The 24,947-nt window shown below is 59.3% G+C and carries 29 protein-coding genes; 3 read left to right on the forward strand and 26 right to left on the reverse strand.

The window, feature by feature from the left end; translation table 11 throughout:
• From ACEW8N_RS07540 to flgB, 26 genes are all read right to left on the reverse strand, one after another.
• Positions 1-308: hypothetical protein (locus ACEW8N_RS07540; RefSeq protein ID WP_373499189.1), on the reverse strand; the 308-nt coding region annotated here is incomplete at its 3' end.
• Positions 298-2,400: a flagellar biosynthesis protein FlhA gene (flhA, locus tag ACEW8N_RS07545; protein WP_373499190.1), complete on the reverse strand. Its 2,103-nt coding sequence runs from the start codon at positions 2,398-2,400 to the stop codon at positions 298-300. The genes ACEW8N_RS07540 and flhA, both read right to left, overlap by 11 nt.
• A 72-nt stretch (positions 2,401-2,472) precedes the next feature.
• Positions 2,473-3,534 carry a flagellar biosynthesis protein FlhB gene (flhB, locus tag ACEW8N_RS07550; protein ID WP_373499191.1) on the reverse strand — a complete coding sequence of 354 codons (1,062 nt, stop codon included), beginning with the start codon at positions 3,532-3,534 and terminating at the stop codon, positions 2,473-2,475.
• 21 nt (positions 3,535-3,555) lie between these two features.
• Positions 3,556-4,332 (reverse strand): flagellar biosynthetic protein FliR, encoded by a 777-nt coding sequence (fliR, locus tag ACEW8N_RS07555; protein ID WP_373499192.1) that lies wholly within the window; start codon positions 4,330-4,332, stop codon positions 3,556-3,558.
• 27 nt (positions 4,333-4,359) lie between these two features.
• Positions 4,360-4,629, reverse strand: coding sequence for a flagellar biosynthesis protein FliQ (gene fliQ, locus ACEW8N_RS07560; RefSeq protein WP_373499193.1), 270 nt, complete (start codon positions 4,627-4,629; stop codon positions 4,360-4,362).
• 74 nt (positions 4,630-4,703) lie between these two features.
• Positions 4,704-5,507: a flagellar type III secretion system pore protein FliP gene (gene fliP, locus ACEW8N_RS07565; RefSeq protein WP_373499194.1), complete on the reverse strand. Its 804-nt coding sequence runs from the start codon at positions 5,505-5,507 to the stop codon at positions 4,704-4,706.
• Positions 5,491-5,856: a flagellar biosynthetic protein FliO gene (gene fliO / locus ACEW8N_RS07570; RefSeq protein ID WP_373499195.1), complete on the reverse strand. Its 366-nt coding sequence runs from the start codon at positions 5,854-5,856 to the stop codon at positions 5,491-5,493. The genes fliP and fliO overlap by 17 nt, the downstream gene beginning before the upstream one ends.
• Positions 5,853-6,230 (reverse strand): flagellar motor switch protein FliN, encoded by a 378-nt coding sequence (gene fliN, locus ACEW8N_RS07575; RefSeq protein ID WP_373499196.1) that lies wholly within the window; start codon positions 6,228-6,230, stop codon positions 5,853-5,855. The genes fliO and fliN overlap by 4 nt, the downstream gene beginning before the upstream one ends.
• A gap of 5 nt (positions 6,231-6,235) precedes the next feature.
• Positions 6,236-7,222: a flagellar motor switch protein FliM gene (fliM, locus tag ACEW8N_RS07580; RefSeq protein WP_373499197.1), complete on the reverse strand. Its 987-nt coding sequence runs from the start codon at positions 7,220-7,222 to the stop codon at positions 6,236-6,238.
• 12 nt (positions 7,223-7,234) lie between these two features.
• Positions 7,235-7,705 carry a flagellar basal body-associated protein FliL gene (gene fliL, locus ACEW8N_RS07585; RefSeq protein ID WP_373499198.1) on the reverse strand — a complete coding sequence of 157 codons (471 nt, stop codon included), beginning with the start codon at positions 7,703-7,705 and terminating at the stop codon, positions 7,235-7,237.
• A 57-nt stretch (positions 7,706-7,762) separates the two neighbouring features.
• Positions 7,763-8,251: a hypothetical protein gene (locus ACEW8N_RS07590; protein ID WP_373499199.1), complete on the reverse strand. Its 489-nt coding sequence runs from the start codon at positions 8,249-8,251 to the stop codon at positions 7,763-7,765.
• Positions 8,252-8,781: 530 nt separating this feature from the next.
• Positions 8,782-9,138, reverse strand: coding sequence for a HigA family addiction module antitoxin (locus tag ACEW8N_RS07595; RefSeq protein ID WP_373499200.1), 357 nt, complete (start codon positions 9,136-9,138; stop codon positions 8,782-8,784).
• The gene (locus ACEW8N_RS07600) at positions 9,122-9,397 is read right to left on the reverse strand and encodes a type II toxin-antitoxin system RelE/ParE family toxin (RefSeq protein ID WP_373499201.1); all 276 of its coding nucleotides are present in this window, start codon (positions 9,395-9,397) and stop codon (positions 9,122-9,124) included. Before ACEW8N_RS07600 ends, ACEW8N_RS07595 begins: the two co-directional genes overlap by 17 nt.
• A gap of 174 nt (positions 9,398-9,571) precedes the next feature.
• A complete protein-coding gene (locus ACEW8N_RS07605) occupies positions 9,572-9,847 on the reverse strand; it encodes a winged helix-turn-helix transcriptional regulator (protein ID WP_373499240.1) in 276 nt (91 codons plus the stop codon).
• Between the two features lie 105 nt (positions 9,848-9,952).
• Positions 9,953-11,215, reverse strand: coding sequence for a group II intron reverse transcriptase/maturase (gene ltrA, locus ACEW8N_RS07610; protein ID WP_373499202.1), 1,263 nt, complete (start codon positions 11,213-11,215; stop codon positions 9,953-9,955).
• A gap of 801 nt (positions 11,216-12,016) precedes the next feature.
• Positions 12,017-13,264 (reverse strand): flagellar hook protein FlgE, encoded by a 1,248-nt coding sequence (locus ACEW8N_RS07615; protein ID WP_373499203.1) that lies wholly within the window; start codon positions 13,262-13,264, stop codon positions 12,017-12,019.
• A 35-nt stretch (positions 13,265-13,299) separates the two neighbouring features.
• Positions 13,300-13,971: a flagellar hook assembly protein FlgD gene (locus tag ACEW8N_RS07620; protein WP_373499204.1), complete on the reverse strand. Its 672-nt coding sequence runs from the start codon at positions 13,969-13,971 to the stop codon at positions 13,300-13,302.
• Between the two features lie 100 nt (positions 13,972-14,071).
• Positions 14,072-14,779, reverse strand: coding sequence for a flagellar hook-length control protein FliK (locus tag ACEW8N_RS07625; RefSeq protein WP_373499205.1), 708 nt, complete (start codon positions 14,777-14,779; stop codon positions 14,072-14,074).
• A gap of 189 nt (positions 14,780-14,968) precedes the next feature.
• On the reverse strand, positions 14,969-15,427 hold the full coding sequence (gene fliJ, locus ACEW8N_RS07630; RefSeq protein ID WP_373499206.1) for a flagellar export protein FliJ: 459 nt from the start codon (positions 15,425-15,427) through the stop codon (positions 14,969-14,971).
• Between the two features lie 26 nt (positions 15,428-15,453).
• Positions 15,454-16,770 (reverse strand): flagellar protein export ATPase FliI, encoded by a 1,317-nt coding sequence (gene fliI / locus ACEW8N_RS07635; protein ID WP_373499207.1) that lies wholly within the window; start codon positions 16,768-16,770, stop codon positions 15,454-15,456.
• Positions 16,771-16,827: 57 nt separating this feature from the next.
• Positions 16,828-17,565 (reverse strand): FliH/SctL family protein, encoded by a 738-nt coding sequence (locus ACEW8N_RS07640; protein WP_373499208.1) that lies wholly within the window; start codon positions 17,563-17,565, stop codon positions 16,828-16,830.
• Positions 17,549-18,508, reverse strand: coding sequence for a flagellar motor switch protein FliG (gene fliG, locus ACEW8N_RS07645; RefSeq protein ID WP_373499209.1), 960 nt, complete (start codon positions 18,506-18,508; stop codon positions 17,549-17,551). Before fliG ends, ACEW8N_RS07640 begins: the two co-directional genes overlap by 17 nt.
• Before the next feature lie 10 nt (positions 18,509-18,518).
• Positions 18,519-20,102: a flagellar basal-body MS-ring/collar protein FliF gene (gene fliF / locus ACEW8N_RS07650; protein ID WP_373499210.1), complete on the reverse strand. Its 1,584-nt coding sequence runs from the start codon at positions 20,100-20,102 to the stop codon at positions 18,519-18,521.
• A gap of 14 nt (positions 20,103-20,116) precedes the next feature.
• A complete protein-coding gene (fliE, locus tag ACEW8N_RS07655; RefSeq protein ID WP_373499211.1) occupies positions 20,117-20,413 on the reverse strand; it encodes a flagellar hook-basal body complex protein FliE in 297 nt (98 codons plus the stop codon).
• Between the two features lie 8 nt (positions 20,414-20,421).
• Positions 20,422-20,859: a flagellar basal body rod protein FlgC gene (gene flgC / locus ACEW8N_RS07660; RefSeq protein WP_373499212.1), complete on the reverse strand. Its 438-nt coding sequence runs from the start codon at positions 20,857-20,859 to the stop codon at positions 20,422-20,424.
• 2 nt (positions 20,860-20,861) lie between these two features.
• On the reverse strand, positions 20,862-21,275 hold the full coding sequence (flgB, locus tag ACEW8N_RS07665) for a flagellar basal body rod protein FlgB (protein ID WP_373499213.1): 414 nt from the start codon (positions 21,273-21,275) through the stop codon (positions 20,862-20,864).
• A 403-nt stretch (positions 21,276-21,678) separates the two neighbouring features.
• Between flgB and ACEW8N_RS07670 the strand changes: the two genes are divergently transcribed.
• The 3 genes from ACEW8N_RS07670 to ACEW8N_RS07680 all read left to right on the forward strand — a co-directional run bounded on the left by ACEW8N_RS07670 (position 21,679) and on the right by ACEW8N_RS07680 (position 24,519).
• On the forward strand, positions 21,679-22,869 hold the full coding sequence (locus ACEW8N_RS07670) for an HD domain-containing phosphohydrolase (RefSeq protein ID WP_373499214.1): 1,191 nt from the start codon (positions 21,679-21,681) through the stop codon (positions 22,867-22,869).
• Between the two features lie 69 nt (positions 22,870-22,938).
• Positions 22,939-23,742, forward strand: a complete 804-nt coding sequence (locus ACEW8N_RS07675) for a MotA/TolQ/ExbB proton channel family protein (protein ID WP_373499215.1) — start codon at positions 22,939-22,941, stop codon at positions 23,740-23,742.
• Between the two features lie 45 nt (positions 23,743-23,787).
• A complete protein-coding gene (locus ACEW8N_RS07680; protein ID WP_373499216.1) occupies positions 23,788-24,519 on the forward strand; it encodes a flagellar motor protein MotB in 732 nt (243 codons plus the stop codon).
• The last annotated feature ends 428 nt before the right edge of the window (positions 24,520-24,947 follow it).

A 24,947-nucleotide genomic window follows, 5' to 3' on the forward strand; every position in this document is an offset into this window, starting at 1 on the left:
GCGGGGCCGGGTTTGGGCGCAGGCGCCGCGGCCCGCCGTTTCCGGGGGGCCGAGAGGGTGACGGAAACCGGCGGACGCTCCAGGGAAAAGGGCTGCCTGCCATCCTGTTCCTGCCGCGGGGGGGCATCGGTAAAGGGCGCGTCGATGGCGGCCGTCACCTCCAGGCCGCCCCTGCCCATGATGCCGAAAAGCCCCTTGCCCTTTTCCAGATCACGAACGGAGAGAATCACCGCTTCAGGCCCGAATTCCTGTTTGATCATCTTGAGTGCCGAATTCATGTCGGATGATCTGAATCGTTTAATTTGCATCGGAGAGCTCCACAGTTGCCAGAGACTGAATCTTGAAGGTGTTGACCAGTTCACTATACGAGAGGACCGCCACGTTGGGCACAAAACGGTCCAGCAGCTTCTTGAGATGGGGCCGGACCGGGGCCGAGCAGAGCACGACCGGCGTCTGGCTCAGCCCGGAGAAGATCTGCATCTGCCGGGAGATTTTCGTGATGATCTTCTGGGCGACATTCGGTTCCAGGGCGATGAAGCTCCCCTGGTCCGTCTTCTGGATGGCGTCGGTGATGAGCTTTTCGACATCGTGCCCCAGGGTGACCAGGGAGATGTTTCCGTCCGGGGACTGGTACAGCCGGGTGATGGTCCTGGCCAGGGCCTGGCGGACGTACTCCGTCAAAATATCGACATCCTTCGTCAGGGTTGCCCAATCCGCAAGCGTTTCGAGGATGGTGCACAGGTCCCGGATGGGGATCTGCTCCCGCAGGAGGTTCTGAAGCACCTTGCCGACCGCGCCCAGGGAGAGCAGGCCGGGAATCAGCTCCGAAACCACGGTCGGGTGGGTCTCCTTCAGTTGGTCCAGCATCTTCTGGACCTCCTGCCGCCCCATGAGTTCGTCCGCATGCCGGCGGATGATCTCCGACAGATGGGTCACCAGCACCGTGGGCAGGTCGACCACGGTGTATCCCTTGGACAGCGCGTCCTCACGAACCTCTTCCTTGATCCAGTATGCGGGCAGGCCGTAGGTCGGTTCAACCCCGCGGACGCCCCGGAGGCCCTCGGCCGACTTCCCCATGTGCATCGCCAGGAAATGCCCCGGCATCAGTTCGGCCCGGGCGACTTCGTTTCCCTTGAGCAGGATGCAGTACTCCCCCGGCTTCAACTGCACGTTGTCCTGGATATGAATGGGCGGGATCATGACGCCCACTTCCCGGGCGATCTGGTCCCGGATCGCATGGATCCGGGTCAGGAGCTGCCCGTCCTGCTCGGCATCCACAAAAGGGATCAATTCATACCCGACCTCGAGGCCCAGGGCATCCACGGGCAGCAGCCGCGAGGCCCTGTCCGGCGCGACGGGTTCTCCGCCGCGATCCGCCGCGGCCTTCTCCGCCCGGGACCGTGCCTTTTCAGACTTGAGCAGGAAATAAGCCATGGTGCCGGATAGTCCGGCCAGGATCATGAAGGGAAGCCAGGGCATTCCGGGGATGAGGCCGAAGCAGAGGAGGATGACGGCCGCGGTGGCGATGGCCCTTGGATGCCTGAAGATCTGGACGGTGATCTCCTCCCCCATGCTGGCCTCGGCGCCCGCGCGGGTGACGATGATGCCCGCCGCGGTGGCCACGATCAGCGCGGGGATCTGGGAGACCAGCCCGTCCCCCACGGCAAGCAGGGTATAGGTCCTTGCGGCGTCGGGGAAACTCATGCCGTGCTGGAAAACGCCGATGATCAGGCCGCCCAGGATATTGATGATCGTGATGATGATGCCCGCGATGGCGTCGCCCTTGACGAACTTGTTCGCGCCGTCCATGGCCCCGTAATACTCGGCTTCCCGGGTGATATCGAGCCTGCGCCGTTTGGCGGTCTCTTCATCGATGAACCCCGCGTTCAAGTCGGCGTCGATGCTCATCTGCTTGCCCGGCATGGCGTCCAGGGTGAACCGGGCCGCCACCTCGGCGATTCTTCCCGCGCCCTTGGTGATCACCATGAAGTTGATCAGCACGAGGATCACGAAGATGATGGCGCCGACGACGTAGTTCCCGCCCACCACGAAATTGCCGAAGGCGTTGATCACCTTTCCGGCGGCCTGGGGGCCGTCGCTGCCGTTGAGGAGGATGATCCGCGTCGAGGCGATGTTGAGGGAGAGGCGGAACAGGGTCATGACCAGCAGCATCGACGGGAATACCGGCAGGTCGAGGGGTTTCAGGATGTAGATCACCACCAGGAGAACGATCAGCGCGAAGGTGATGTTGAAGGTGATGAGCAGATCCAGAAGCGGCGTCGGCAGCGGGAGAATCATGAGTACCAGGATGCTCACCACCAGAAGCGACATGACGGCTTCGCTGTTCTTCGAAATCAGATGAACGCCGCCCGAATCGGCGGCCGGATTACTCGCAGTCATATTCGCCATTCCGCAAAAGGAGGTTCTGAACAAAACTCATACAAAAAGTTATAGCAACAACCATGCCAGCATCTACCCCCTCTTCAGGCGGTAGACGTAGGCGAGGACTTCGGCCACGGCCCGGTAGAGATCGGATGGGATCGCCTTGCCGATATCGACGCTCTTGTAGAGGGTCCTTGCCAGGGGCTTGTTTTCGACGATGGGCACGGCGTGTTCCCGGGCGATCTCCTTGATCCGCCGGGCGATGATATCGGCGCCCTTGGCCGTGACGACGGGCGCAGCCATCTTCTTCGGGTCGTACCGAATGGCGATGGCCAGGTGCTCGGGGTTGGCCACGATCACGGAGGCGTCGGGGATCGTCTGCATCATCCGCCTCCGGGACATCTCCATCTGGGTCCTTCGGATGCGCGCCTTGATCTGCTGGTCCCCCTCCATCTGGCGGGTTTCATCCCTGACCTCCTGGCGGGTCATCCTGAGGTCCCGCTCATGGCGCCACCGCTGGAAGAGATAGTCCAGCCCCGCGAGAAACATCAGCCCCATGCAGGCATAGAGGCCGATCCACAAGCCACCCCGGCCCATGATGACCAGGATGTCCCCCACGCCGGCATCGATCAGCCGGGGGAAACTTTGGGCCTCACGCCGTATCTGGATATAGGCGATGGCGCCGACTGTCAGAATTTTGACGAGGGATTTGACCAACTCGACGAGGGACCGGAGCGAAACGAACCGTTTGATTCCCTCAAGGGGATTGAGCTTCGAGAATTTGGGCGAAAGAGCTTCCCCGGAGATCAAAAACCCCACCTGTGCTACGTTGGCGGCGATGCCCCCGGCCCATGCCGCCAGCATCAGCGGCAGCAGGACCCATGCCGTATGCCGGAGGACCTCCCCCATCAGCCGCGCGGACGATGCATCGTCCATCCGGAACGCCCCCATGCCCTGGAGCATCTCGCGCATGAATGCCGTCAGATGCCGGCACATCCAGGGTCCGGCGAAATAGAAGACCAGCAGGGAGAACAGCAGCACGACCGCCGATGAGATCTCGGCGCTGTGGGCGACGTTTCCCTTGCGCCGCGCCTCGGTGCGCCGCTTCAGGGTGGGTTTTTCGGTTCTTTCCTGTTCGTTTTGGGCCGACATGGGGCAATCCTTTACACGGGGTCAGAGGGTTTTCAGCAGGGTGTGGACCACCCCCGCGAAATCCCGGAAGAACCGGGCGAGATACGTCCAGAAAAAGGGAAGCGACAGGCCGATGAAGATCAGGCCCACGACCACGTTGGCCGGCGCCGCCACGAAGAAGACGTTCATCTGGGGAACGGTCCGGGCCATGATGCCCAGGGCGATGCTGGTCAGCATCAGCACCACGACGACGGGGGCCCCGACCTGAACGGCGATGACGAACATGCTCCCCGACAGGTCGACGACCGTCCATGCGGCAGCCCCGCTGTAGTGCGCGCCCAGGGGCGGGATAAGCCGGAAGCTCTCGGCCACGGCCCGCAAAAACAGGTGGTGGGCGTTGGTCACCATGAAGATGACCATGGCCAGGAGGTTGTTGAACTGGCCGATCACGGAGACCTGGCTGCTCGTGACCGGATCGAAGACATTGGCGATGCCGATGCCCATCTGGAACCCTGCGAGCTGTCCCGCGAGCTGAACGCCGGCAAAGATAAGCCTGACGGCAAAGCCGATGACCGCCCCCAGGAGGACCTCGCCCGCGGCCCCCAGCCCAAAGGCGACGGACATCCCCGCAGCAGGCGGAAGAACCGGATCGAGAAGCGGCAGCAGGAGGAGGCTCATGCCAAGGGAGAGCCCGGCCTTGAACAGGACCGGGACGCTCCTGCCGTCGAAAACCGGCAGGAGCCAGATCATGGCCCCGATGCGAAGGAAGATCAGAAAAAGCATCTGGAGCTGCTCCGGAAGGATGTGAAAAGATGCCATTTCAGGTGACCGCGGGGCGGAGGGCCACTATCGGACGTAGTTGGGAATATGGATCAGGAGATTCCGCGTGAAGCCGACGAGCAACTGGAGCATCCACGGAAAAAACAGGAGCAGGGTGACGACGATGGCGATCATCTTCGGGATGAAGACCAGGGTCATCTCGTTGATCTGGGTCGCGGCCTGAAACATGCTGATCGCAACACCCGTGATGAGGCTCGCGGCCAGCATGGGGGCGGAGAGAAGGATGGCCGTCTTCAGGGCGTCGAAAAAAAATCCGGTGACGAACTCAGGGGTCATGGCTGGCTCCTCGATGGGGCTCCGTTTTCAGGACACGCGCCGGGCGACGGCCGTATCCGGGGGTTTTCCCGCCTTCACCCGAAGCTCTTCACCAGGGACCCGACGATGAGGTTCCATCCGTCGGCCAGCACAAAGAGGATGATCTTGAAAGGCAGGGAGATCATGACCGGCGGCAGCATCATCATGCCCATGGAGAGCAGGATGCTTGCCACGATCATGTCGATGATCAAAAAAGGGATATACAGCAGAAACGATATCTGAAAGGCCGTCTTCAACTCGCTGATGATGAAGGCCGGGATCAGAATGAAGGTGGACACCTCCTCGATGTTTTTCGGCCGCTCCGTTTTCGAGATCTCGACGAACAGGGCGATGTCCTTTTCCCGGGTCTGCCGGCTCATGAACGTGCGAAGCGGCCGGGCGGCGGTCTCTATGGCCTCGGACAGGGGCATCCGGCGCTCCAGGTAAGGCTGGAAAGCCTGGATGTTGATCTCCGTCGCCACCGGCTGCATGATGAAGACCGTCATGAAGATGGCCAGGCCGATCACCACCTGGTTGGGGGGCATCTGCTGGGTCCCCATGGCCTGCCGGAGGACCGAAAGCACCACGACCACCCGCGTGAAGGAGGTTACCATGATCAGGATGGCCGGCGCGATGGAGAGCACCGTCAGGAGCAGGAAGATTTCCAGCACGACGGCCACCCGCTCGGGATCGTCGGCCTTGTCCAGGCCGATGCTGACCTGGGGAAAGGGGATCGACGGCGTCTGGGCCGCTGCCGGGGCCGCAAGAAGGATGGCGGCCAGCAGGAGGCAGACGGCCATCCGCACCGCGGCCTGTTGCGGAATCCGTGTCGGGGTCATCCCGTCAGCGCTGTTTTTCATGCCCGGAGACCAGGCGCTTCAGGTGCGCCGCAAAAGGAAGCGGGGGGCGCTCGCCATCGGGCGCGCTGAATTGAGCCATGACCCCCGCGTCGTCGATTCTGTCCAGGACCCGGATGTCGTTTTTGGTGACGCCCAGGACGAGGATTTTTCCGGGAACCTCCACGAGGGAGATCACCTTTCTCGGACCCAGATAGGTGGTGGCCAGAACCCGGATCGGCCGTCCTTGGTACTGCCCCGCGCCGGACAGGCGCCGCACCGCGTACAGGGCCAGCAGAAGCCCCCCCAGGAGGACCACCAGGACGACCACCATCTTGACGCCCGCCATCGTCATATCGGGCGGAGGGGTCATTTGAGCCTCTCGATGCGCTCTTTGGGGCTCACGATCTCGGTGATCCGGATGCCGTATTTCTCGTTCACCACCACCACCTCGCCCTTGGCGATCAGCTTTTCATTGGCCAGAATCGCCAAGGCGTCGCCGGCCAGGTTCGACAGCTCGATCACCGACCCCTGTCCGAGTTTGAGGAGGTCGCTGACCAGGAGGCGGGTCCGGCCCAGCTCCACGCTGATCTGCAGGGGGATGTCCAGGATGAAGTCGAGATCCCGGGGGGCCCCGATGCCCGAAAGGTCGTCCTGATCCAGCATCTCGAACGGGTCATCATCTGCGGAGCGGGTGGTGTTTCTGCCCGCCTGAGCGGTCTTGTTCTCCTGGGTTGGATTTGCCATGATCTTTATACATCCTCCATCTTTTCACTGTGGATTTCCGCGATGCGAACGGCCTGGTTCCCATAGTAAACCCCTGGATATCCCTTGTATTTAATTGAATTTTCGATCTTGACCGGAATGGGGACGTTGGGGCCGGTATTCAGCTTGATGGTGTCGCCGACCTTGAGCCGCAGGAGGTTTCTCACCGTGCAGGTGGCCCGACCCAGTTCGGCGGAGACGTTGAGGAAGGTGCTCTTGAGGACCGCCTTCATCCGCGGGTCCGGCGAATTGCCCGAATCGGCGGCGCTCAGGCTGCCGTAGGTGAGCTTTTCCTTGACGGGTTCGATCATCAGGTAGGGCATGCAGACATAGATGTGACCCTCGTAGCTGTTTCTCCGGACGATGAACCCCGCGGCAACCACCAGATCATCGGGCGCGATCATCCGGATATAGTCGGGGTTCGACTCCATCTTCCGGAATACCGTCCGGACGGATTGGACCACCTCCCAGGCCTTCTCCAGGTTTTTGAGGATATCGAGGACCAGGCGCTGCATCACCCGTTTCTCGATCTGGGTGAACTCCCGCACCCGGGCCAGGGGCTTCCCGGTACCGCCGAACATGGAATCGATCAGGGAGAAGAAGAGCGGCGCCGTGATGACCAGGAGGGCCGACCCGTGAAACGGCTCCATGTTGAACACGTTGAAGCAGGTGGGCCGGGAAAAACGCTTCAGGAACTCCCTGAATTTGACGATCTCCGTCGAAATGAAATCCGTATCGCTTGCGCTCTTCAGTTTTGTTGACAGGGTGTCCCGAACCAGGAGGGAATACTTGTCATAGACCTCCTCGAGGACCTCGAAGTGCCCCTCCATTTTGCTCTGCTGCGAATAGAGCACATACGGGGTGGCCTCTGTCTCGGCTTTCCGGCCGCGCTCCGGATCCGTGTCGATCTGGCCGTCGGACATGGCTGAATAGAGGGCTTCTATCTCTTCCTGGGAAAGAATCTTTTCGGACATGCAAGCGCTCCCCTACTGGATAACGAAATCCGTGAAATACAGCGAGGTGATCTTTCCTTTGGAGAGGAATCGGTTCAACCCCTCCGTGAGCTGGCTTCGCAGCACCTGCTTCCCCTCGGTGCTGAGAATCTCGGCGCTCTTCTTGGTGGGCAGCAGGGTGACGATGTAGTCCTTGATTTGGGGAAGGCGGCTGGTGGCCTCGGTGACCGCCAGGTCGCTGTCCATCTCGACGGCGATCGATGTTTTCAGAAAGCGCTGCGCATCCTCGTCCGCCAGGTTGACGATAAAGGTGCTGAGATCGAGAACCGGCCCGACCTGGGGCCCCTTCTCCGCCTCGGTTTTCTGAGCTCCGGCGGTCTCGGTCGCCTGGGCGGGGGCCGCCAGGTTCGAGATCTTGGTCCAGATCACGTAAAACCCAGCGCCGCCGGCACCCAGCAGGAAAACCAGCACCACGCCGATGATAATGACCAGCTTTTTATTCATGTCCTCTCTCTTTCATTTTCGTTCCACCCATTGGATTCCAGGCGGCGGATGAGCGGTTCAGGGATGGGTCGGGGCGTCTTCGTCGACACTCAGGGGCTGGATGTCGATCCCCGTCCCCCTGGCCGCCGGTTCTACGTCCGTCATGTCGCCCGTCTCCGGGGCGGCGGCGGTCGATTCCCAGAAACCTGACGGCGGACGCGACGCCGGCCTGGTTTCAACACCGGCCCCGGCATCCGTTTTTATTTCGGCTTCAACTTCCACACCTGCCTCGATTTTCACGACGGCTTCAGGTTTCACGTCCGCCTCGGCTTTCACATCGACTTTCGGCTTCATTTCGGGAGGCGGCGTCACAGGGCGGCGCACCGGGAGCTCCCGCCCGGCATCCTTCCCGGGAACGGCTGCGACTGCCCCGGGCGATGCCGTCCCGGTGGCCCCATGCCGACGATGATGGATTTTTTTAACGTCCATGGCGGTGATGACGAACATCAGCATGAAGAGGGCGAACATCACGTTCACCATGGCAGTGTTTTCCGCTGTTTTTTCCATATCTTTCCCAAGCCTGCGCGGTCTTCCGGACGGAGCGCCCTCCCGAAACCCGGCATTTGATCCGATTCCCACCGCTCACGCGTGGGGGGAGATGCAATCGTTGCCCCAGATATCAGCAAAGAATGTGCCATACGGCGGGAATGCCGTCCATCCCCGGAAAAAACGCCCCCCGATCCGGCCGGCATGCTTGCAGGGGCCGAAGACGCGGGCGATCCCGGTCATCGAAATGGCCTGAGTTGTCATGTAACCGGCGGGGATCCTGTCAGGGGAGCTTAAGGGGTCGTCAAAGCGTTGACACCGGCGCTGCGATGCCTGCGGGTTCGGGACGGGAGCGCAGAAGGATTGGTAGGAAGGATTTGCACCTGAGGAGACAAGGCAAAAACGTCGGTTGGCCGAGGCCCCCTCTTCACAAGTGCCAACGTGCGGGTTTCCCACGCACAATGGATATGAGGCCCCATTTTGAAGCTTCTTTGCAGGAGCCTAACTCCCGCGTCACGGGCGGCATGCTGCTCGCCGTCCCGTGGACGCAATTAGGTATTGCAGCAATCTGACGTGAGTGATTCAATTTTGGATAGCTCATCTGCCATCCGATGCTCAGCATGCCATAGATCATAGGCCTGCTGCATTCGCAGCCATATCCCCGGTCCATTGCCGGCAAACTTACCGATCCTAAGAGCCATTTCTGTTGTGATTGGATGTGTGCAGGCTAAAACACGGTGCAACTGCTGGCGAGAAACACCGAGCCGCCGGGCAGCTTCGCTAACCGACAGACCAAGATTTTTCAGGACATCTTCGCGCAAAATCTCACCGGGGTGAATCGGTGGTCGTTTCAATGGGCGCTTGACAAAATATTCTGCCATGGTTTTACCCTCAATGATATTGTTCAAGATCGACTCTAAGCGCATCACCTTCTTCCCGCTCAAAGGTGATTCTCCAAGGGCCATTGACATGAATGCTGTAGCGTTTAGGTACTCCTTGAAGGCCGTGGAAATTAAATCCCGGAACATTTAAATCCGTCAACGACTCTGCTTGATCTAAAGCCTCCAAGCGGCGCAGGGACCGTGATTGTAAATCCTGCCGCACCTTTTTAGAACTGCCATTCTCAAACAATTCAGTAAGGCCCTTATGCTTAAAGCTTTTTATCATATTTTATATTGTAGCATGATTTGTTACAGTGTCAACGATATTGTTACATCGATTCTGAGGAAACTTAGATTTTTTCTGTTAAGCAGCGAAAGCGGATACCAAGGGCCTCGCCGCAACCCCTGGTCCGATTTCTCCGTACACATGGTTCGATTCCGAAAACCGAATCGAATTGACCTACCTTTCCGGCAGTTCCGTGCCGCGACTCATGATATCGATGCAGCCCGTGTAGCTGAACAGGCGGTTGCGCTTCCGGGCGGTCAGTTCCTTGACGATGCCGAGCTGCTCCAGATGGCCGAGCGCCTTGTTGACCGTGGCCGGAGTGATGCCGGTCTTCTCCACCAGAGAACCCGAGGTGGCGATGGGGTGCTCCATGAGCGCCCGGTGAACCTGCAGGGTGGATGCCGCCGCCCGGCCGAGGCCACCGATCTTGTCGCGGTCCTGGTTCGACAGATCGAGGAGCCGCTGCTACGATCGGAGGGTCGAGTGGCCCGAGGGAACTGCCCCCTCAGGCTCTCACAGAACCGTACGTGAAGCTCTCACCTCATACGGCTCTTCTTATCCATGACCTTTTGCAAACAGGTAATCCCAGTGTACAAACATTTTGGAGAAGGAGTTACGGCATCTCTTTAGCCATTTCCAGGAACGGCGTTTATGGCCACGCAGTCTTTTATATTTATTTCTAGCCCAACGTCCTAACCTCAAATCAATCTGTATTAGAAACCGTTTCAAAGGCTCCGGATAAAATGCCCCGTAGTAGGCAATCCAGCCTCTTACCATCGGGTTGATTCTTTCAGCCAACTCCGGCAGCGTTGCCTGCGTACTGCGGTTGATATTGAGATTTCGGATATCTTCGTTCATGCGCTTGAGAGATTTCCTACTGACAGCAGGATTGAATCCTGTGAATAGATTGCCTTTTCGATCTTGAACTGTCCTTCCATGAAAGCTGAAACCTAAAAAATCGAAGCGAGTAAAGGGATACGCTCCCTTCCTCCTGTTATCTTTGCAGTAAACCAGTCGGGTTTTGGCCGGATGCAATTCTAATTTGCAGTTTGCCAGCCTATCCCTCAGGCTTTCCAGAAGTGCTTCGCCCTCATTTCTGGTCCGACAGTGACAAATCACATCATCAGCATATCTCGCAAACAATATGCCGGGATAATTTACCTTCATCCAGCGATCAAAAGCATAGTGAAGATAAAGGTTTGCTATCAGCGGGCTTATCACGCCCCCTTGCGGTGTCCCACAAGAACGGCTCACCATTTCACCGTTTTCCAACTGAATCGGGCATTCCAACCATCGCCGTATGTACAACCGTATCCACTTTTCTGGAGCGTGCTTCTCCACTGCCCGCATCATCAGGTCATGGTCAATGGAGTCAAAAAAGGCCTTGATGTCCATATCCAGCACCCAATCATACTTCCAGCAGCTTCGACGCACTTGTGCAACCGCGTCCTTGGCACCTTTCCCGGGGCGATACCCATATGATTCCGGGTAAAATATCTTCTCGAGTCTGGGCTCAAGTGCCATCTTTACCGCCGCCTGGGCAACTCGATCGGCAACGGTTGGTATTCCCAGCGCACGAAAGTCATCTCCTTTCGGTATCAGAACCTGCTTTACCGGGGCCGGATGGTAGCTTCCTGAGCTCATACGGTTCCACAATTTGTACAGATTACCTCCCAGATTTTCCTGGTATGCCTGGATGCTTTCATTATCCACACCTGGTGCACCTTTATTGGCGGCTACGTCTTTCCAGGCATTCCATATCAATCGTTTGGGGATCTCAAAAGGTTTGGCCTGGGGCCGGGGATCATCCTGTTTCAACAGTTGTCACCCTCCTTTGGCCGAATAAGGTCATGCCTTCGCTCTTCCGCCATTACAGCGTCCTCAACACTACTACGCATGACTCCGCCGCTGTGCTCCGCATCGGTACTCTGATTCTTGCAGGTTCTCTGCTTGAACGGCTCCCTTATCATCGGAACGACAACTTCCCAAGTTCCATACCAGCGCCTGAAACGAAGTTCACGCCACCTCTATGCCGGATGCCACCAGACCAGAACTCAGGTGCCCGTCTGATTTGTCCCGGGATGATGTCAAGACCCCGGTTTTGGCATCGGTTGCAATTATCGACACTTCTTCGATGGTTCACTTGTATTCGTCTCCTTCGTTCACACCTTGCGGAATTATTTCCGCCTTTTCCTTTGACGCTCACCACAAACGCTCTTTACGTTTGCAGCTCAAGGTGGTTTGGTATCTCCTCCTGATAGACGACACCGAGAGGCCTGCTCTCATCACTGGTATAGCATGGCTAACCGGATTACTTTGGTTTTGCCTTCATGGCACACTGACAACTATCCTGGCACAGGGGGGGACCATCCTTGAGCAAACCGATGTCCTTCGGCTGGACATTCTCAAAATCGACGAGGACAAAGTTTGTGCGTGTCGTAACGAGAGAACCCTAACGGGGCGGCGGATAAGCCGCCGAAGGCGGCTTATCCGTATTGATATATGGAAAATTTTCCATCTATTGCAGATATTGAGCGTGTGAACATGGAAACTGGTTTGGTTTTTCCGTTTCTTCTAAATACCTTGTCAATCCTTAACATGCGAATATTGCGTTCTGCATCAGCTCTTCAACTTCATCAGTTCCTGAAGAAGCGCGTCGCTCGTGGTGATCACCTTGGAGTTGGCCTGGAAGGCGCGTTGGGTTGTAATCAGGTTGACGAATTCCGAGTTGAGATCCACGTTGGATTTCTCGAGGGCACCGGAGGTGATGCCGCCGAAGGGGCCTATGGCCGGCTCGCCTGTCCTGGGCTGGCCCGATGCGGCGGACTGTCCGAAGAGATTGCTTCCCTTGTCGATCAGCCCGTAGGGGTTCCTGAAATCCGCCAGGGTGATCCGGTAAATGGGGGTAACATTTCCATTGCTGTAAATAGTTGAAATAATACCTGTCTCATCCACGCCCACCCCCTGAAGTACCCCTTCGGGATACCCGTTCCGGGCCTGGCCGGTCACCTCCGAGGTCCCGGCGTATCCGGTGATCGATCCGTCGGAGGCCCCATCCTCCAGATATTGCCATTCTACGCTGAGGGGGTCGGCCCCGCTTTTCAGGCCGGTGAGATCGATGGTCGGGTTGCCGCCGGCCGGGATGCAGGCCGAGGGATCGAGCCGGCCGTCGGGGTCGAAGGCCAGGACGCCGCCGGAGGAGACGGGGCTGTCCGTCACCGAGGGGTCGACCGAGACCGCCCAGTTCCATCGGCCGGGGAGGCTGTTTCCGCCGCCGTCCAGGGCCGGGGTGAACAGGAAGTCTAAACCCGTGGGGGTTGCCAGGGAGTCATAGACCATCACCGAGGTGCTGAAGGTGTCGTCGGCAGATGCGGCCGGATCGAGGTTCATCACCATGGAGAGGCTGTCGGTGGCCCGGGCCGGGTCGTTTTCGGACGGAATATTTATGGATTCGAGATTCCCCAGAAGGCCCGTTTCCGGATTGAGGATCTTCTTCCCCTGGACCCTGAGGCCGTCGGGATTGACGACATCCCCCGCCATATCCATCTGAAAGTTCCCCGCCCGGGTGTAGCGGATGGTGCCGGCATCATCCGCGACCATGAAAAACCCCTGGCCGTCGATGGACAGATCCATGACATTGCCCGTCTCTTCAGGGGCACCCTGATTCCAGGAATTGCTGAGATCCCAGAGTGCCACGCCGTTGCCCGATCCGCCGGTTTCCAGGGTCTGGTTGAGGAGTTCGGCGAAGGAAGCGGTGCCCGCCTTGTAGCCGACCGTCTTGACGTTGGCGATGTTGTCTCCGATGACCCCCATGGCCAGGGCGTTGGCGTTGAGCCCGGTCACGCCCTCAAACAGCGATTTCATCATATGGTCTCTCCTCTTCTCCCTGCGCTTTGCCGGCGCTACCGGCTTTCGGTTTCCGAAACCCGGACCACCTGGGACAGGGGAATCGCATGGTTCTGAGCCAGCAGCACGGCCGAATCGTTCTGGAAGGTGACGCCGGTGACACGGTTCAGGGTGAACGGGGTCGCCTCGACGGCGGCGCCGGCTTCGTCCACCGCCGCCGCCTCGAAGCGGTAGGTGCCGTCGGGAACCCGGCGGCCCTTGTCGTCCTTTCCGTTCCATTCGACGGACTGCTCCCCTGCCCCGGTTTCTTCTGCGGTAAGGGTCCGGACCCGCAGGCCGCCTGCGTCGAAAATATTGACGGAGACGGACTTGGCATTGCGGGCGAGATCGAAAGAGAGCGCCAGGGGTTCGCCCTCCGTCAGCGCGACGGTGTTTCCCTGGGCCTTCACCGTCTTGCCGATGTAGTCCACAAACTGGGCGTTGGCGGAAAAAAGCTGGGCGGCCTTCAGCTCTTCGAGGTGGGTGTTGACCTCCATCAATTTTTCCAGGGAGTTGAACTGGGCCAACTGGGCTGAAAATTCAGCGCTCTCCAGGGGGTTGAGGGGATCCTGGGCCTGAAGCTGCGCGATGAGCAGATTGAGAAAATCATCCTGCCCCAATTCATCGGTTTTGACGGCCGTGCCGGTATCCCGGCTGGGGACTACGGGATTGACGCCAGAAACGGACATGTGTTTTTTCCTTCCCTTTGTATGTGCGTTGCTTCACCTGCGGCGGCCCCGCGGATGGATTCATCCCGAAACGCCGAGCTTCCGCGGATCTTGCCCCGGTTCACGCGAAGAAATCGATGCGGCCCCTGGACGGCAATCCCTTCCCGGCCGGCAATACCGGCGCGATCTGTCCGAAAGGCTTGCCGGCATGCACCTGTGAGCTGAAATCCCGGTCGTCCGAGGCGACCGAGATTTCTAAATCCCCCATCTCCAGACCGGCGGCATCGAGATCCGCCCGGAGCTGCGCCCCGTGGGCCGCCATGATTTCAGCGGCCGAGGCCTTCTCCGCCAATATCCTGACGCTCACCTTCCGGCTGTCCGACGTCACCCGCACCTGGAGAGACCCAAGGGCCTCGGGCCGGAGCAGGATCACGATCTCCGATGTTTCCCCGCGGGCGGTGAAGCGGGCCTGATCGACCACATGGGGTAAGACCTCGGCCGGGGCCGCGGTCTCCGTCATCGCGGCGGGACCGTCCGGGATATCCGCAGGCGCCCTGAGGGGGACGAGCTGATTTTCCGGGACTTCCGGGGCTTCCAGCGCGTTCCCCGCGCCGGCCGTGACCTCCGGTGTCGTTCCATCGCCGCTTTCGGGAACCGCCTCCCGGGCGCCGTCATCCGGCGATTCGGGGTGGGATTCGAGGGCGTTCGCGGCCTCCTCCGGGGGTGACGCTTCCCCCTCCCGGGCCTGCGTACCCTCGGCGGCCCCGGCAGCGACCGGGGGCTTGGCGTCTTCAGTTCCATCCCCGGCCGAAACGGTCGCCTGAAGCATGGCCGTGAGGAAATCTCCTGGCCCAGCACCCCACGCCTCCCCCGGGAGGGCTTTTTCCCGTGAAACGGCGCGGTCGGATTTTCCTGGGGCCGATTCCCGAGCCGACGCCGGCGGTGCCGTCTGGTTAAAAATTCTGGTCAGCAACGCAACCCTCCTAATTGTGGAGATTCACATGGTCCCGCGCGGCGATCACCCCTCATAGGGGTCCGCCTTCCGGGTGTGGTTGAAACGGTTGACGGCAATCTCATCGAAGAGGCCGGTCTCCTGCTTGAGGAGCTCCCTTCGATGAGCCTCCTCATGCTTTTCCTTCAGCCGCTCCAGGATCTTTCTTTGCCGGACCCCCTCGATCAGCCGGCCCCGCGCGATCTCCGAGGCCTCTTCGGCGATGTCCACCGCCTTCTTCCGGACCACCATCTCGTCGTCCATTCGCACCAGGTAATCGATGTAGAGGAAGTTCTCCGAAACATTCATGCCCCGCGCGAGTTTTTCCCCGAGTTCCCGAAGATGGTCCCGGCGCCGGAAGGTGAGTGCTTCGAGGGCCGCCGTTTCCGCGTTCAAGCGTTCCTTTTTTTCAAGCGCCGCCCTGCGCAGGGCGTCCTCGATGGAATTTCTGTAGCGCAGCACCGGCTCCAGCTTGAATGCTTTCATATGGCCGTCGCCTCATGCACCGGTCGTCAGCGGCCTTTCTCGAACAGGGCCGCAAGCTGCCTCACGCTGGCGTCGAAATCGATGGTTTCGTGGATATCCTGCCTCAGATAGGCATCGATGCGAGCCTTCATGGACACGGCGTAATCGATCTCCGGGCTGCTTCCGGCCGCATAGGCGCCGATGTTGATGAGGTCTTCGACCCTGCCGTAGGTCGCGAGCACCTCCTTGAGCCGTCCGGCGTGCTTCTTGTGTTCGGGCTTGACCACATCGATCATGGTCCGGCTGATGCTGGCCAGAATATCGATGGCGGGATAGTGGTTCCCATCGGCCAGGCCCCTGGAGAGAACGGCGTGGCCGTCCAGGATGCCGCGGGTCGCATCGGCGATGGGGTCGTTCATGTCGTCCCCCTCCACGAGGACGGTGTACAGGCCGGTGATGCTGCCCGTGCCGGAGCTGGTGCCGGCGCGTTCGAGGAGGCGGGGGAGCAGGGTGAAGACCGACGGGGTGTAGCCCCGGGTCGTCGGCGGTTCGCCGGCCGCCAGCCCCACCTCCCGCTGGGCCATGGCGAACCGGGTCACGGAATCCATCATCAGGATCACCTGGGCGCCCCGGTCCCGGAAAAACTCGGCGATGGCGGTGGCGATGAACGCCCCCCGCATGCGGATGAGGGGGGGTTTGTCCGATGTGGCCACCACCACCACCGAACGCCTGAGCCCTTCCTCGCCCAGGTCCTTCTCGATGAAATCGTTCAGCTCTTTTCCCCGCTCGCCGATGAGGGCGACGACGTTGACGTCCGCCTTGCTCTGGCGGGCGATCATCCCGAGGAGCGTGCTCTTGCCCACGCCGGACCCGGCAAAGATCCCGATGCGCTGGCCGCACCCGATGGTCAGAAGGCCGTTCAGGGCACGGATGCCCGTATCGAGAGGATTGCGGATGCGGCGCCGGGACAGGGGATTGACGGGATTGGCATAAATGGGGTACCGGGCCTCGGCCGCGACGGGCCCCTTGCCGTCGATGGGGCTCCCGAGACCGTCGATCACGCGCCCGAGGAGCCCCCTGCCCACGTCCGTGGCGGCATCCTGATCCTCCGCCGCCACTCGGCTCCCCGAGGCGACCCCCCGGATCTCCTCCAGCGGCATCAGCAGGGCCCGCTCCTGGTTGAAGCCGATGACCTCGGCCCGGATTTTCGGGAGCCCCTCCCCGGGATCGATGGAGCAGACGCTGCCGACCTTGACCGAGGGCCCCTGGGACTCCACGATGAGGCCCGACACCCGGGTGACGCAGCCCACGGCCTGGATGGGGTTGACGGTCGTCATCCGCTCAAGATAGGATTCAAGATTCATAGGGTGAACTCCTGAAACGTGTCCCTGAAAAGCCGTGCTCGCATAATCCGGTAACGTTCACTTCAACCGGGATTTCAAGGCGGATTCAACGGCCTGAAGCCGCTTTTCGATCCGCGCGTCGATCATCCCGAAGGGGGTGTCGATGATGCAGTCGCCGTCGTGGATCGATTTGTCGGGCTGCATGCGCATCTCCTCGAGGGAAGCGGCGTCATCGGTAAAAGCCGCCGCCCGCGCCTTGAGGCGCTCGTAATCCATGGGGCTCACCCGAAGCGTCGCGGACTTCTGGTCCGGGACCTGCTTGAGGGCTTCATGGATGACCTCGAAGATCGTCTCCTCGCGCGTAGCGATCTCGTGGTAGACCACCTTGCGCGCGATGGCGAACGCCAGCGTCACGGCGTCTTTTTCCCCATGGGCCTCCAGCGTCTTCCTGAACCCCGCAAGCTCCGCCATGGCTTTGTTCAGGGTGGTGAAGAGGGTTTCAACGTCCTTCTCGACCAGGGCTCTGGCGTCGACCATGCCCTTGGCAACCCCGTCGTCGTAGGCCTGTTTTTCGATGGCCTCGGCCCGGATCCTGGCCGCATTGACAATGCAATCCGCATTTTCCCGCCGGTTTTCCTGGTGCTGCACCAGGCTGAAAAAACCGCCGCCGTCGCCCTGAAAATGGGTGACATGAAAGTCGTCCCCCCCACCTGCGCTCTCCACGTCCAGGCATTCGACCGAGGCGAAATCCGGAAAAAAATAGGATGGGGCGGATGCGGCACCGCTCTCCGGACGGGAGCTATTCGACGAACTCATCCCCGCCCCCTCTCCGGATGATCAATTTTCCCTCGGCCTCCATCTCCTGAATGATGTTGAGGATGATCTGCTGGGCCTCCTCGACCTCCTTCATCCTCACGGCGCCCAGGGAGTCCATCTCCTCGCGCAGCATCTCTCCTGCCCGGGAAGACATGTTCCGGAAGATCTTGTCCCGGATCTCCTGGGTCGCGGCCTTGAGCGCAACCGCCAGGTCCTTGGACTCCACCCTTCTCAGGACGTTCTGGAGCCCCCGGTCATCGACCAGCGCGATGTCGTCGATGACGAACATCATCTGCTTGATCTGGGCAAAAAGGGCCGGGTCCTCCTTCTGAATTTCGCTCATGATCCTGTCTGCCGAGGCCTTGTCGATCAGGTTCAGGATATCTGCCAGACGCTTGACGCCGCCCGCCTCCACCGAACCGGAGGCGTGCTTCCGCCGCAGGATGTCCTCGAAAACGGCGTTCATCTCGTCCACCATCTCCGCCGCGAATTTTCCCGAGGATGCGATCCGGAACGCCACATCCGTCTTGATCTCGTCGGGGAGAAGGGAGAGGATTTCGCTGGCCTTGTCGGGAAAGAGGTGGACGAGGATGACGGCGATGGTCTGGGGGTGCTCGTCCTTGATGAGTGCGACCAGTTCGTCGGGATCCTTGGACTGGAGCACCCCGAGGGCGGGGGAATCGGGTGACGGGGAGAAGCCGTGGGGATCCTGCGGCAAAGGCGATGCGGCCCCCACGAGTTGTGGGGTCATCAAGGCCAGGAAATCGGTGGCGACCTTTTCCTGGATCCCCGCCGAAATTTCCCTGGATTGGGCCATCACATTCTGAAGCACCTGCCGCTCACCATCGCTCAGCATGGCCAGGATCTCCGCCGCGGTTCGGTCGTCCATCGCCTGAATGAGGCTCGCGGCCTTGATCAGTCCGGGTAATGATTTCGTGTTCATCGGAGTTCCATTATTTTTGTTCTTTTATCCATTCACGAAGGTATTGGACGGTCTGCTCCTTGTTCTGGACCACCGTCCGGTTCAGTTCCTCACTGACGGGCAGCTGTTTCGGCCCCTTGTAGCCTCTTTCCATCTCTCCGACCGTCATGGGGAGCTGCCGGATGAGCTGGCTGTCGACGGCGGGGCTCCGGGTCATCCACCTGACCATGGGCCTGGCCACGAAAATCAGGAAAAGCAGGATCAGGAATCCCGGTACAAAGGGTTTATAGGTATCCACGCGCTTCCACCAGGCCTCCGCTTCGGCCCGTTTGACCATCGCACTCTTTTCAAAGGGGATATTGACGACATCGATCTGATCCCCCCGGTCGGGGCTGAAATTGACGGCCCGCTGGACAATTTTCGTGAGGGCCGTCATCTCGTCGCCGCTTCGGGGAACATACACCGCGTCCCGGGGGCCGTCTTCCTTCCCGCCCTCCGCCTCGGCGGCCTTGTAGGTGCCGTCGACAATCACTGCAACGGATATCCGCCGGATTTCACCGACGGGATCCACGGTGTGCCGGGTGATTTTGCTGATCTCATAGTTGGAGGTCTTTTCCTGCTTTTGAAATTCGGTTTTTTCCGATGGGGCGGCGGCGTCGCTCTTTCCGGCATCCGTCATATTGGACAGGACGCCCGGAACCCCGGCCGCCGTATCCTGCGGACGGGCGGAGGTGGTGCTGACGGTCTGCTCGCTTCGGGCGACCTTCTCCGGGTCATATTTCTCCTCCTTGATCTCCTGTTTTCTGTAATCGAGCTCACAGGAGACCCGGACGATGGATTTACCCGGACCCAGCACCTCGTCCAGCATGGTCTTCACCCGCATGCCCATCTTTTGCTCCATCTGCTGCTGCCGCTCCAGATAGTCGCCGCCGTCCGGACCCGCTCCGGGTCCGCTGCCCGCTGCCGACAGCATATTCCCGTTGCCGTCGACGATGGCGACCTCAGCAGGCGTCAACCCGGGGACGCTTGCGGAGACCAGGTGGACGATTCCCTGGATCTCTTTTCGGGTCAACTGATTTCCCGGAAGGAGATCCAGGATGACCGAGGCCGACGCCGGCTTTTCCTGTTCAACGAAGATCGACTCCGTCGGCATCACGATGTGAACCCGGCAGCTCTGGATCTCGGGAAACCGGCCGATGGTTCTGGCCAGTTCCCCCTGGAGGGCCCGTTGATAATTGACATTCTGCTCGAATTCGGTCATCCCCAGCCTGGGGTTGTCAAAAATCTCGAAGCCCACGCCGCCGCCCTGGGGAAGCCCCCGGGAAGCCATGGTCATGGTGGTCTCGAACACCCTGTCCGCGGGCACGAGGATGGTGTTTCCCGACGCGACCTGGTAGGGGATTTTATCGGCCTTGAGCCTCTCGACGATCATCCCGGCGTCTTCCGCGGAGAGGTTCGAATAAAGCGGTTTCAACTCCGGCCTTCCGATCCAGATCAGAAGATAGACGAACCCGGCCAGAATGGCGGCGGAAAGAACGATAAAACTGATCTTTTTTCTCGTATCGAGGCCGTCTAAAATCGTTTTCAGAGGCATGAAAAAATTGCGACTCGGCATGGTTCAACTTTCCGCTACACATTCATCCGCATGACTTCTTCATAGGCCGATACGATCTTGTTCCGCACCTGGATCAAAAACTTGAATGAAATATGGGCCTTCTGTATGGCGATCATGGTGTTGTGAATATCGGCATCCCTCCCGGTCGCAAGGTTCCGGACAGCCGTATCCTTTTCCTTCTGAAACCTGTCGACCTCGCCCAGGGTTTCTTCCAACACCCCCTTGAAGGCGCGGTCCGAACCCGCCGGCCGATCCTGGGGAATGCCGGAGTATTCCGTCACCATTTCGGTTGGAAACGCGATCTCTTTCATCCTGCCGCCTACCTTCCGATCTCCAGGGCCTTCAGAGACATCTTCTTGGTGGCGTCAACCGCCGTGAGGCTCGCCTCGTAGCTGCGGCTGGCGGCGATCAGGTTGACCATCTCCTCGACCAGGTTGATATTGGGCGTCCGGATATACCCGGATGCATCGGCATCGGGGTGTTCCGGCGCGTACTTGAGGATCGGCGGCCTCGGATCCTCCACGATTTCCGAAACCTCCACCATCCCCGAGGTTTCAGACAATTTCGACTCCAGCTCGTTCTGAAACGACGGCGCCGGCGGGCCGGCCGCAAACACGACGTCCTTCCGACGGTAGGGTCCGCCTTCGGCCGTTCGGGTGGTGTTGATATTGGCCAGGTTCGCGGAGATGATGTTCATCCGGGTTCTCTGGGCCGTCAGGGCCGAAGCGCTGATGTTGAGATTTTCCAGAAAATTCATGACTATTTCCCTTCGACCGCCGTCGTGAACAATTGAAACTCCTTGGCGGTCATCTGTGCCAGCGTTGTGTACATGAGGCTGTTTTCGGCCAGTTTGACCATCTCCCCGTCGACATCCACGGTGTTTCCGTCCCCTTTGAGGGAATAGGGCCGGGGGGGATTTCGATGGAGGCTCATGGGATCCGCACCCGTGACGTTTCCCTGAACATGCGAAGGGTGGGACTGCTCCAGAGCCATGCCCCCGCCCACGGCATCGATATTGCTCAGAGCCTCCTTCATGGACAGGTCAAAAGATCGATAATTCGGTGTGTCCATATTCGATAGATTCCCGGTGATGAGATCATGCCGGATGGATCTGACATCCATGGCCCTGGTGAGCACGGCCAGGCTTCCCGCAGGCGTTTCAAGCGTCTTCACGATTCCGGTTCTCCTTCTGCCGCTGATGATTGAGGATTTCGGCGCGGCGCCATCGCCCGCCTTTGTCGCAAACCATCGAGAGCAATATCCATGCCCATAACAAAAATTATTTGAATTTCGATACTCCTCCGCCCTCCCACGCGCCGACCATGCCTTGCCGGTCCCTTTCGAGGTTCACATTTTTGACGTCTATCGCCCCTTCTGTCATTATTTTGACATTCCGCCCCTGCCTTGAACCGGGGCATCGACACGATCCCCCATGCCGCAGTCAAGAGCCTCCCTCCGGGGTGCCGGCGGGGTGGAACGCCTTGTTTCCGGGCCGTTTTCCACCATGGCCCATTTCTTGCTGTGAATCCCGTCAGCCAATATAAGAAAGGGAAAACCGCGACGTTGGGATAAAAAAATGACCTCAAGACCATGCGACAACACGCTGAAAATACTCGTTGCGGACGATGATCCAAACCATCTTGAAATGGTCTCGCTGCTGGTTCGAAATCTTGGATATCCGGCCTTGACGGCGGAAGACGGACAGAAGGCCTGGGAGATCTTTCAGGAGGAGTCCCCCCGGATCGTCGTCACGGACTGGGTGATGCCCCGGCTCAACGGCCTTGACCTCTGCCGGAAGATCCGTGAAGCCGGCAGGGCGCATTACACCTACCTGATCATCCTGAGCGGCCAGAACGGACCCCAGGATGCCGCCCGGGGCCTTGCCGGCGGAATTGACGATTACGTCATGAAGCCGTTCAAGATCGATGAGTTCCAAGCCCGAATCGAAATCGGGGTCCGCATCGTCAGGCTGGAAACCGAACTGGCATGCAGATATGAAGCCATCCGGAAAAACTATTTTCAGACCATCCGCATGTTCAGCAATCTCATCGAGGTCTATGACCGCGAACTCGGCGGGCATTCTCGGCGGGTGGCGGCCCTGTCATTGAAAATCGGCAAACGCCATCCGGAAATCTCCGAGGAGGATCTCGAGCTTCTGGAGGCGGCCGCCCTCCTCAAGGAGATCGGGATGATCGGCCTTCCCGCGGCCGTTTTTTCCAAACGCAGGGTCGAGCGCACGGGAGAGGAAGGGATGCTCTACCGGTCTCACCCGGAGATGGGAGAGATCATTCTCAAGGAGATCGAATTTCTGAGGCCTGTGGCCGCCCTGGTGAGGGCCCATCACGAGCAGTTCAACGGCCTTGGATTTCCCGACGGCCTGGGGGGAGAGGAGATCCCTGTCCCCGCAAGGATCATATCGGGCGCCACCGTCTACGACAACCTCCTTTACCGGGGCAACTTCGACGATGAACAAGTGGTCCAAAAACTGATGATGATGCGGGGATTCCAGCTCGACCCCAAGGTCGTCTCCCTCATTCTGGAACTGCACAAGGAGGCGGTCGAGGAAAAGATGAAAAACCATCTCGGGTCGGTCGCCCTGACGGATCTCGCGGAGGGCATGCGCCTGGCGAAGGATTTCCACGGGGCCACCGGGGCGCTCCTTCTTCCCGCCAATATCCAGTTGAACCGGCAGCATATCGAAAAATTGAAAAAACACCAGCAACTGACGGGTCTGACGGACAAGGTGTATATTTATGCATCATTTTAGAAAGCAGCGTGTTTCAAATGCTTGCGGGTATCATGGACAAACGCCCCAATTGAAGATGAAGAGGTAAATGTGGATATCGCAACCGTTATCGGTCTTCTAGGCGGGACCATTCTTGTCATATTCGCCGTGCTCCTGGGCGGCAGCCCATTGATGTTTATCGATCTGCCGAGCATCCTGATCGTCTTCGGAGGCACGCTGGCCACCTGTTTCATCAAGTTTTCCATGTCGGACGTGATCAATTCGATAAAGGTCGCCATGAAGGCGTTTCTCATCAAAATCGACCGCCCGGAGGAGGTGATCACCCAGATGGTCGCCATGGCGAGGATCGCCAAAAAGGAAGGGCTGATCGCCCTGGAGAATCACGAGGCCAAGGACGAGTTCACCCAGAAGGCCCTCCGCTACCTGTCCGACGGGTTTGACGAAGGCATGATCGAAAGCATCCTCGACAAGGACATCCGGCTCATGGCCCAGCGCCATACCATCGGGCAGAAGATCTTCAAGGGCATGGGCAGCTCCGCGCCCGCCTTCGGCATGATCGGGACCCTCATCGGCCTCGTCCAGATGCTCTCGAACATGGCCGATCCGAGCGCCATCGGACCGTCCATGGCGGTGGCGCTCCTGACGACCCTCTACGGGGCGCTGGTCGCCAACCTGGTCTGCATTCCCATCGCGGATAAACTGGCACTGCGAAGCGAGCAGGAGCAGCACAACAAGAACATCATTCTCGAAGCGGCCGTTGCCATCAACCAGGGGGTATCCCCCATCGTTCTGGAAGAATCGCTTAAAATCTACCTCTCCCCGGTCGGCCGGCGCAAATTCAATCCGCAAGAAGGCGGAAAAGAGGCGGGGATCGAGGAGGCCTTCGGCCGGTAGCGGCGATGCCGGGGCGTTGACGCCGCCGGCGCAAAGGAGAAAAACATGCGGAAACGGTCGGTCGAAAAAGCAGAAATCGTGGAGGAGGGCGCCCCGGAATGGGTGGTGACCTTCGGGGACCTCATGAGCCTCCTGCTCTGCTTTTTTGTTCTGCTGCTCTCTTTTTCCGAAATGGACCGGGAGAAATACCGGGTGATGTCCGGGTCCATGGCCAACGCCTTCGGCGTTCAGAAAAAACAGAAGGTCATGGAGATGCCCATGGGCAATAAAATCATCGCCAAGGATTTCGATCAGGATACCGTGGCCATGTCGGTGAGGGAAAATCTCATCAAGGACATTCAATACGAAGTGGATAACCAGCTCATCGGCATGAAGCACCTGGTTGCGCTGAAGGTGGAAAAGGACAGCGTCACGATCCAGCTCATGGGCGAGACGACCTTTGATTCGGGCAGCGCTCAAATCCGCCAGCAGATGATCCCCGTTCTGAAAAAAATCGGGGCGCTGCTGATGGAAACAACAGGCGACATTGTCATCAGCGGCCATACGGACAATGTGCCGGTGAAAGGCGGCATGTACCCGTCCAACCTGGTACTCTCCATGGCCCGGGCGGCCTCGGTGGCCGAGTTCATCCTCCGGGAAACCCCCGTGGTGCCCGCGCGGGTGGCCACCATGGGATATGGCGAATTCCGCCCCATTGAACCCAACGACACCCCCGAGGGCCGGCGCAAAAACCGCAGGGTCGAAATCAAACTCTCTACGGCTTCCAGCCAGAAGTGACGGCTCCATAAGAACCGGAATTCCCGCGTTACGCCCCCTCCCTCGTCCCCGCGGCATACGTCAAGTGCGCTGCGGGGATTCGCAAACCTGGATCTCGAACCTTTTTGAAAAACTTCTGCAATGCGACTTTTTCGGGTTTATCATCCTTTGATTTCCATCGATCCCCGGGCCATGGAAATTACACACCATTTTCCATGAATTACCGGTGAGATCTGCAACCCAATCCCCCCTGCACCGATCGCCTAAAAAATTATTTAACTATACAAATTTATATGGTTAAGATTTTTTGGGACTATGAAGTATAATTTCTGTTGACAGAAATCTATAAAATTTGTTATATGCTTTTTCAACTTCGGCAACCCCTGATTCCAGAACCTGAAGACGGCAGACGCTTCAATCGACGCACCGACACCAACGGCACACAATGG

Source organism: Desulfococcus sp. (assembly GCF_041737845.1).
In the GTDB taxonomy this organism is placed as follows: Bacteria; Desulfobacterota; Desulfobacteria; order Desulfobacterales; family Desulfococcaceae; genus Desulfococcus.

Coding starts and splice junctions, on each gene's coding strand:
- fliM (WP_373499197.1), bottom strand. CDS start 7,222: ATGTCCGAAAAGATTCTTTCCCAGGAAGAGATAGAAGCCCTCTATTCA.
- ACEW8N_RS07615 (WP_373499203.1), bottom strand. CDS start 13,264: ATGATGAAATCGCTGTTTGAGGGCGTGACCGGGCTCAACGCCAACGCC.
- ACEW8N_RS07625 (WP_373499205.1), bottom strand. CDS start 14,779: ATGCTTCAGGCGACCGTTTCGGCCGGGGATGGAACTGAAGACGCCAAG.
- fliN (WP_373499196.1), bottom strand. CDS start 6,230: ATGGCAAATCCAACCCAGGAGAACAAGACCGCTCAGGCGGGCAGAAAC.
- fliL (WP_373499198.1), bottom strand. CDS start 7,705: ATGAATAAAAAGCTGGTCATTATCATCGGCGTGGTGCTGGTTTTCCTG.
- ACEW8N_RS07620 (WP_373499204.1), bottom strand. CDS start 13,971: ATGTCCGTTTCTGGCGTCAATCCCGTAGTCCCCAGCCGGGATACCGGC.
- fliO (WP_373499195.1), bottom strand. CDS start 5,856: ATGACCCCTCCGCCCGATATGACGATGGCGGGCGTCAAGATGGTGGTC.
- flgC (WP_373499212.1), bottom strand. CDS start 20,859: ATGAATTTTCTGGAAAATCTCAACATCAGCGCTTCGGCCCTGACGGCC.
- fliE (WP_373499211.1), bottom strand. CDS start 20,413: ATGAAAGAGATCGCGTTTCCAACCGAAATGGTGACGGAATACTCCGGC.
- ACEW8N_RS07670 (WP_373499214.1), top strand. CDS start 21,679: ATGACCTCAAGACCATGCGACAACACGCTGAAAATACTCGTTGCGGAC.
- ACEW8N_RS07680 (WP_373499216.1), top strand. CDS start 23,788: ATGCGGAAACGGTCGGTCGAAAAAGCAGAAATCGTGGAGGAGGGCGCC.
- ACEW8N_RS07590 (WP_373499199.1), bottom strand. CDS start 8,251: ATGGAAAAAACAGCGGAAAACACTGCCATGGTGAACGTGATGTTCGCC.
- fliR (WP_373499192.1), bottom strand. CDS start 4,332: ATGGCATCTTTTCACATCCTTCCGGAGCAGCTCCAGATGCTTTTTCTG.
- fliP (WP_373499194.1), bottom strand. CDS start 5,507: ATGAAAAACAGCGCTGACGGGATGACCCCGACACGGATTCCGCAACAG.
- flhA (WP_373499190.1), bottom strand. CDS start 2,400: ATGACTGCGAGTAATCCGGCCGCCGATTCGGGCGGCGTTCATCTGATT.
- ACEW8N_RS07600 (WP_373499201.1), bottom strand. CDS start 9,397: ATGATAAAAAGCTTTAAGCATAAGGGCCTTACTGAATTGTTTGAGAAT.
- fliI (WP_373499207.1), bottom strand. CDS start 16,770: ATGAATCTTGAATCCTATCTTGAGCGGATGACGACCGTCAACCCCATC.
- fliJ (WP_373499206.1), bottom strand. CDS start 15,427: ATGAAAGCATTCAAGCTGGAGCCGGTGCTGCGCTACAGAAATTCCATC.
- fliQ (WP_373499193.1), bottom strand. CDS start 4,629: ATGACCCCTGAGTTCGTCACCGGATTTTTTTTCGACGCCCTGAAGACG.
- ACEW8N_RS07640 (WP_373499208.1), bottom strand. CDS start 17,565: ATGAGTTCGTCGAATAGCTCCCGTCCGGAGAGCGGTGCCGCATCCGCC.
- fliF (WP_373499210.1), bottom strand. CDS start 20,102: ATGCCGAGTCGCAATTTTTTCATGCCTCTGAAAACGATTTTAGACGGC.
- flhB (WP_373499191.1), bottom strand. CDS start 3,534: ATGTCGGCCCAAAACGAACAGGAAAGAACCGAAAAACCCACCCTGAAG.
- fliG (WP_373499209.1), bottom strand. CDS start 18,508: ATGAACACGAAATCATTACCCGGACTGATCAAGGCCGCGAGCCTCATT.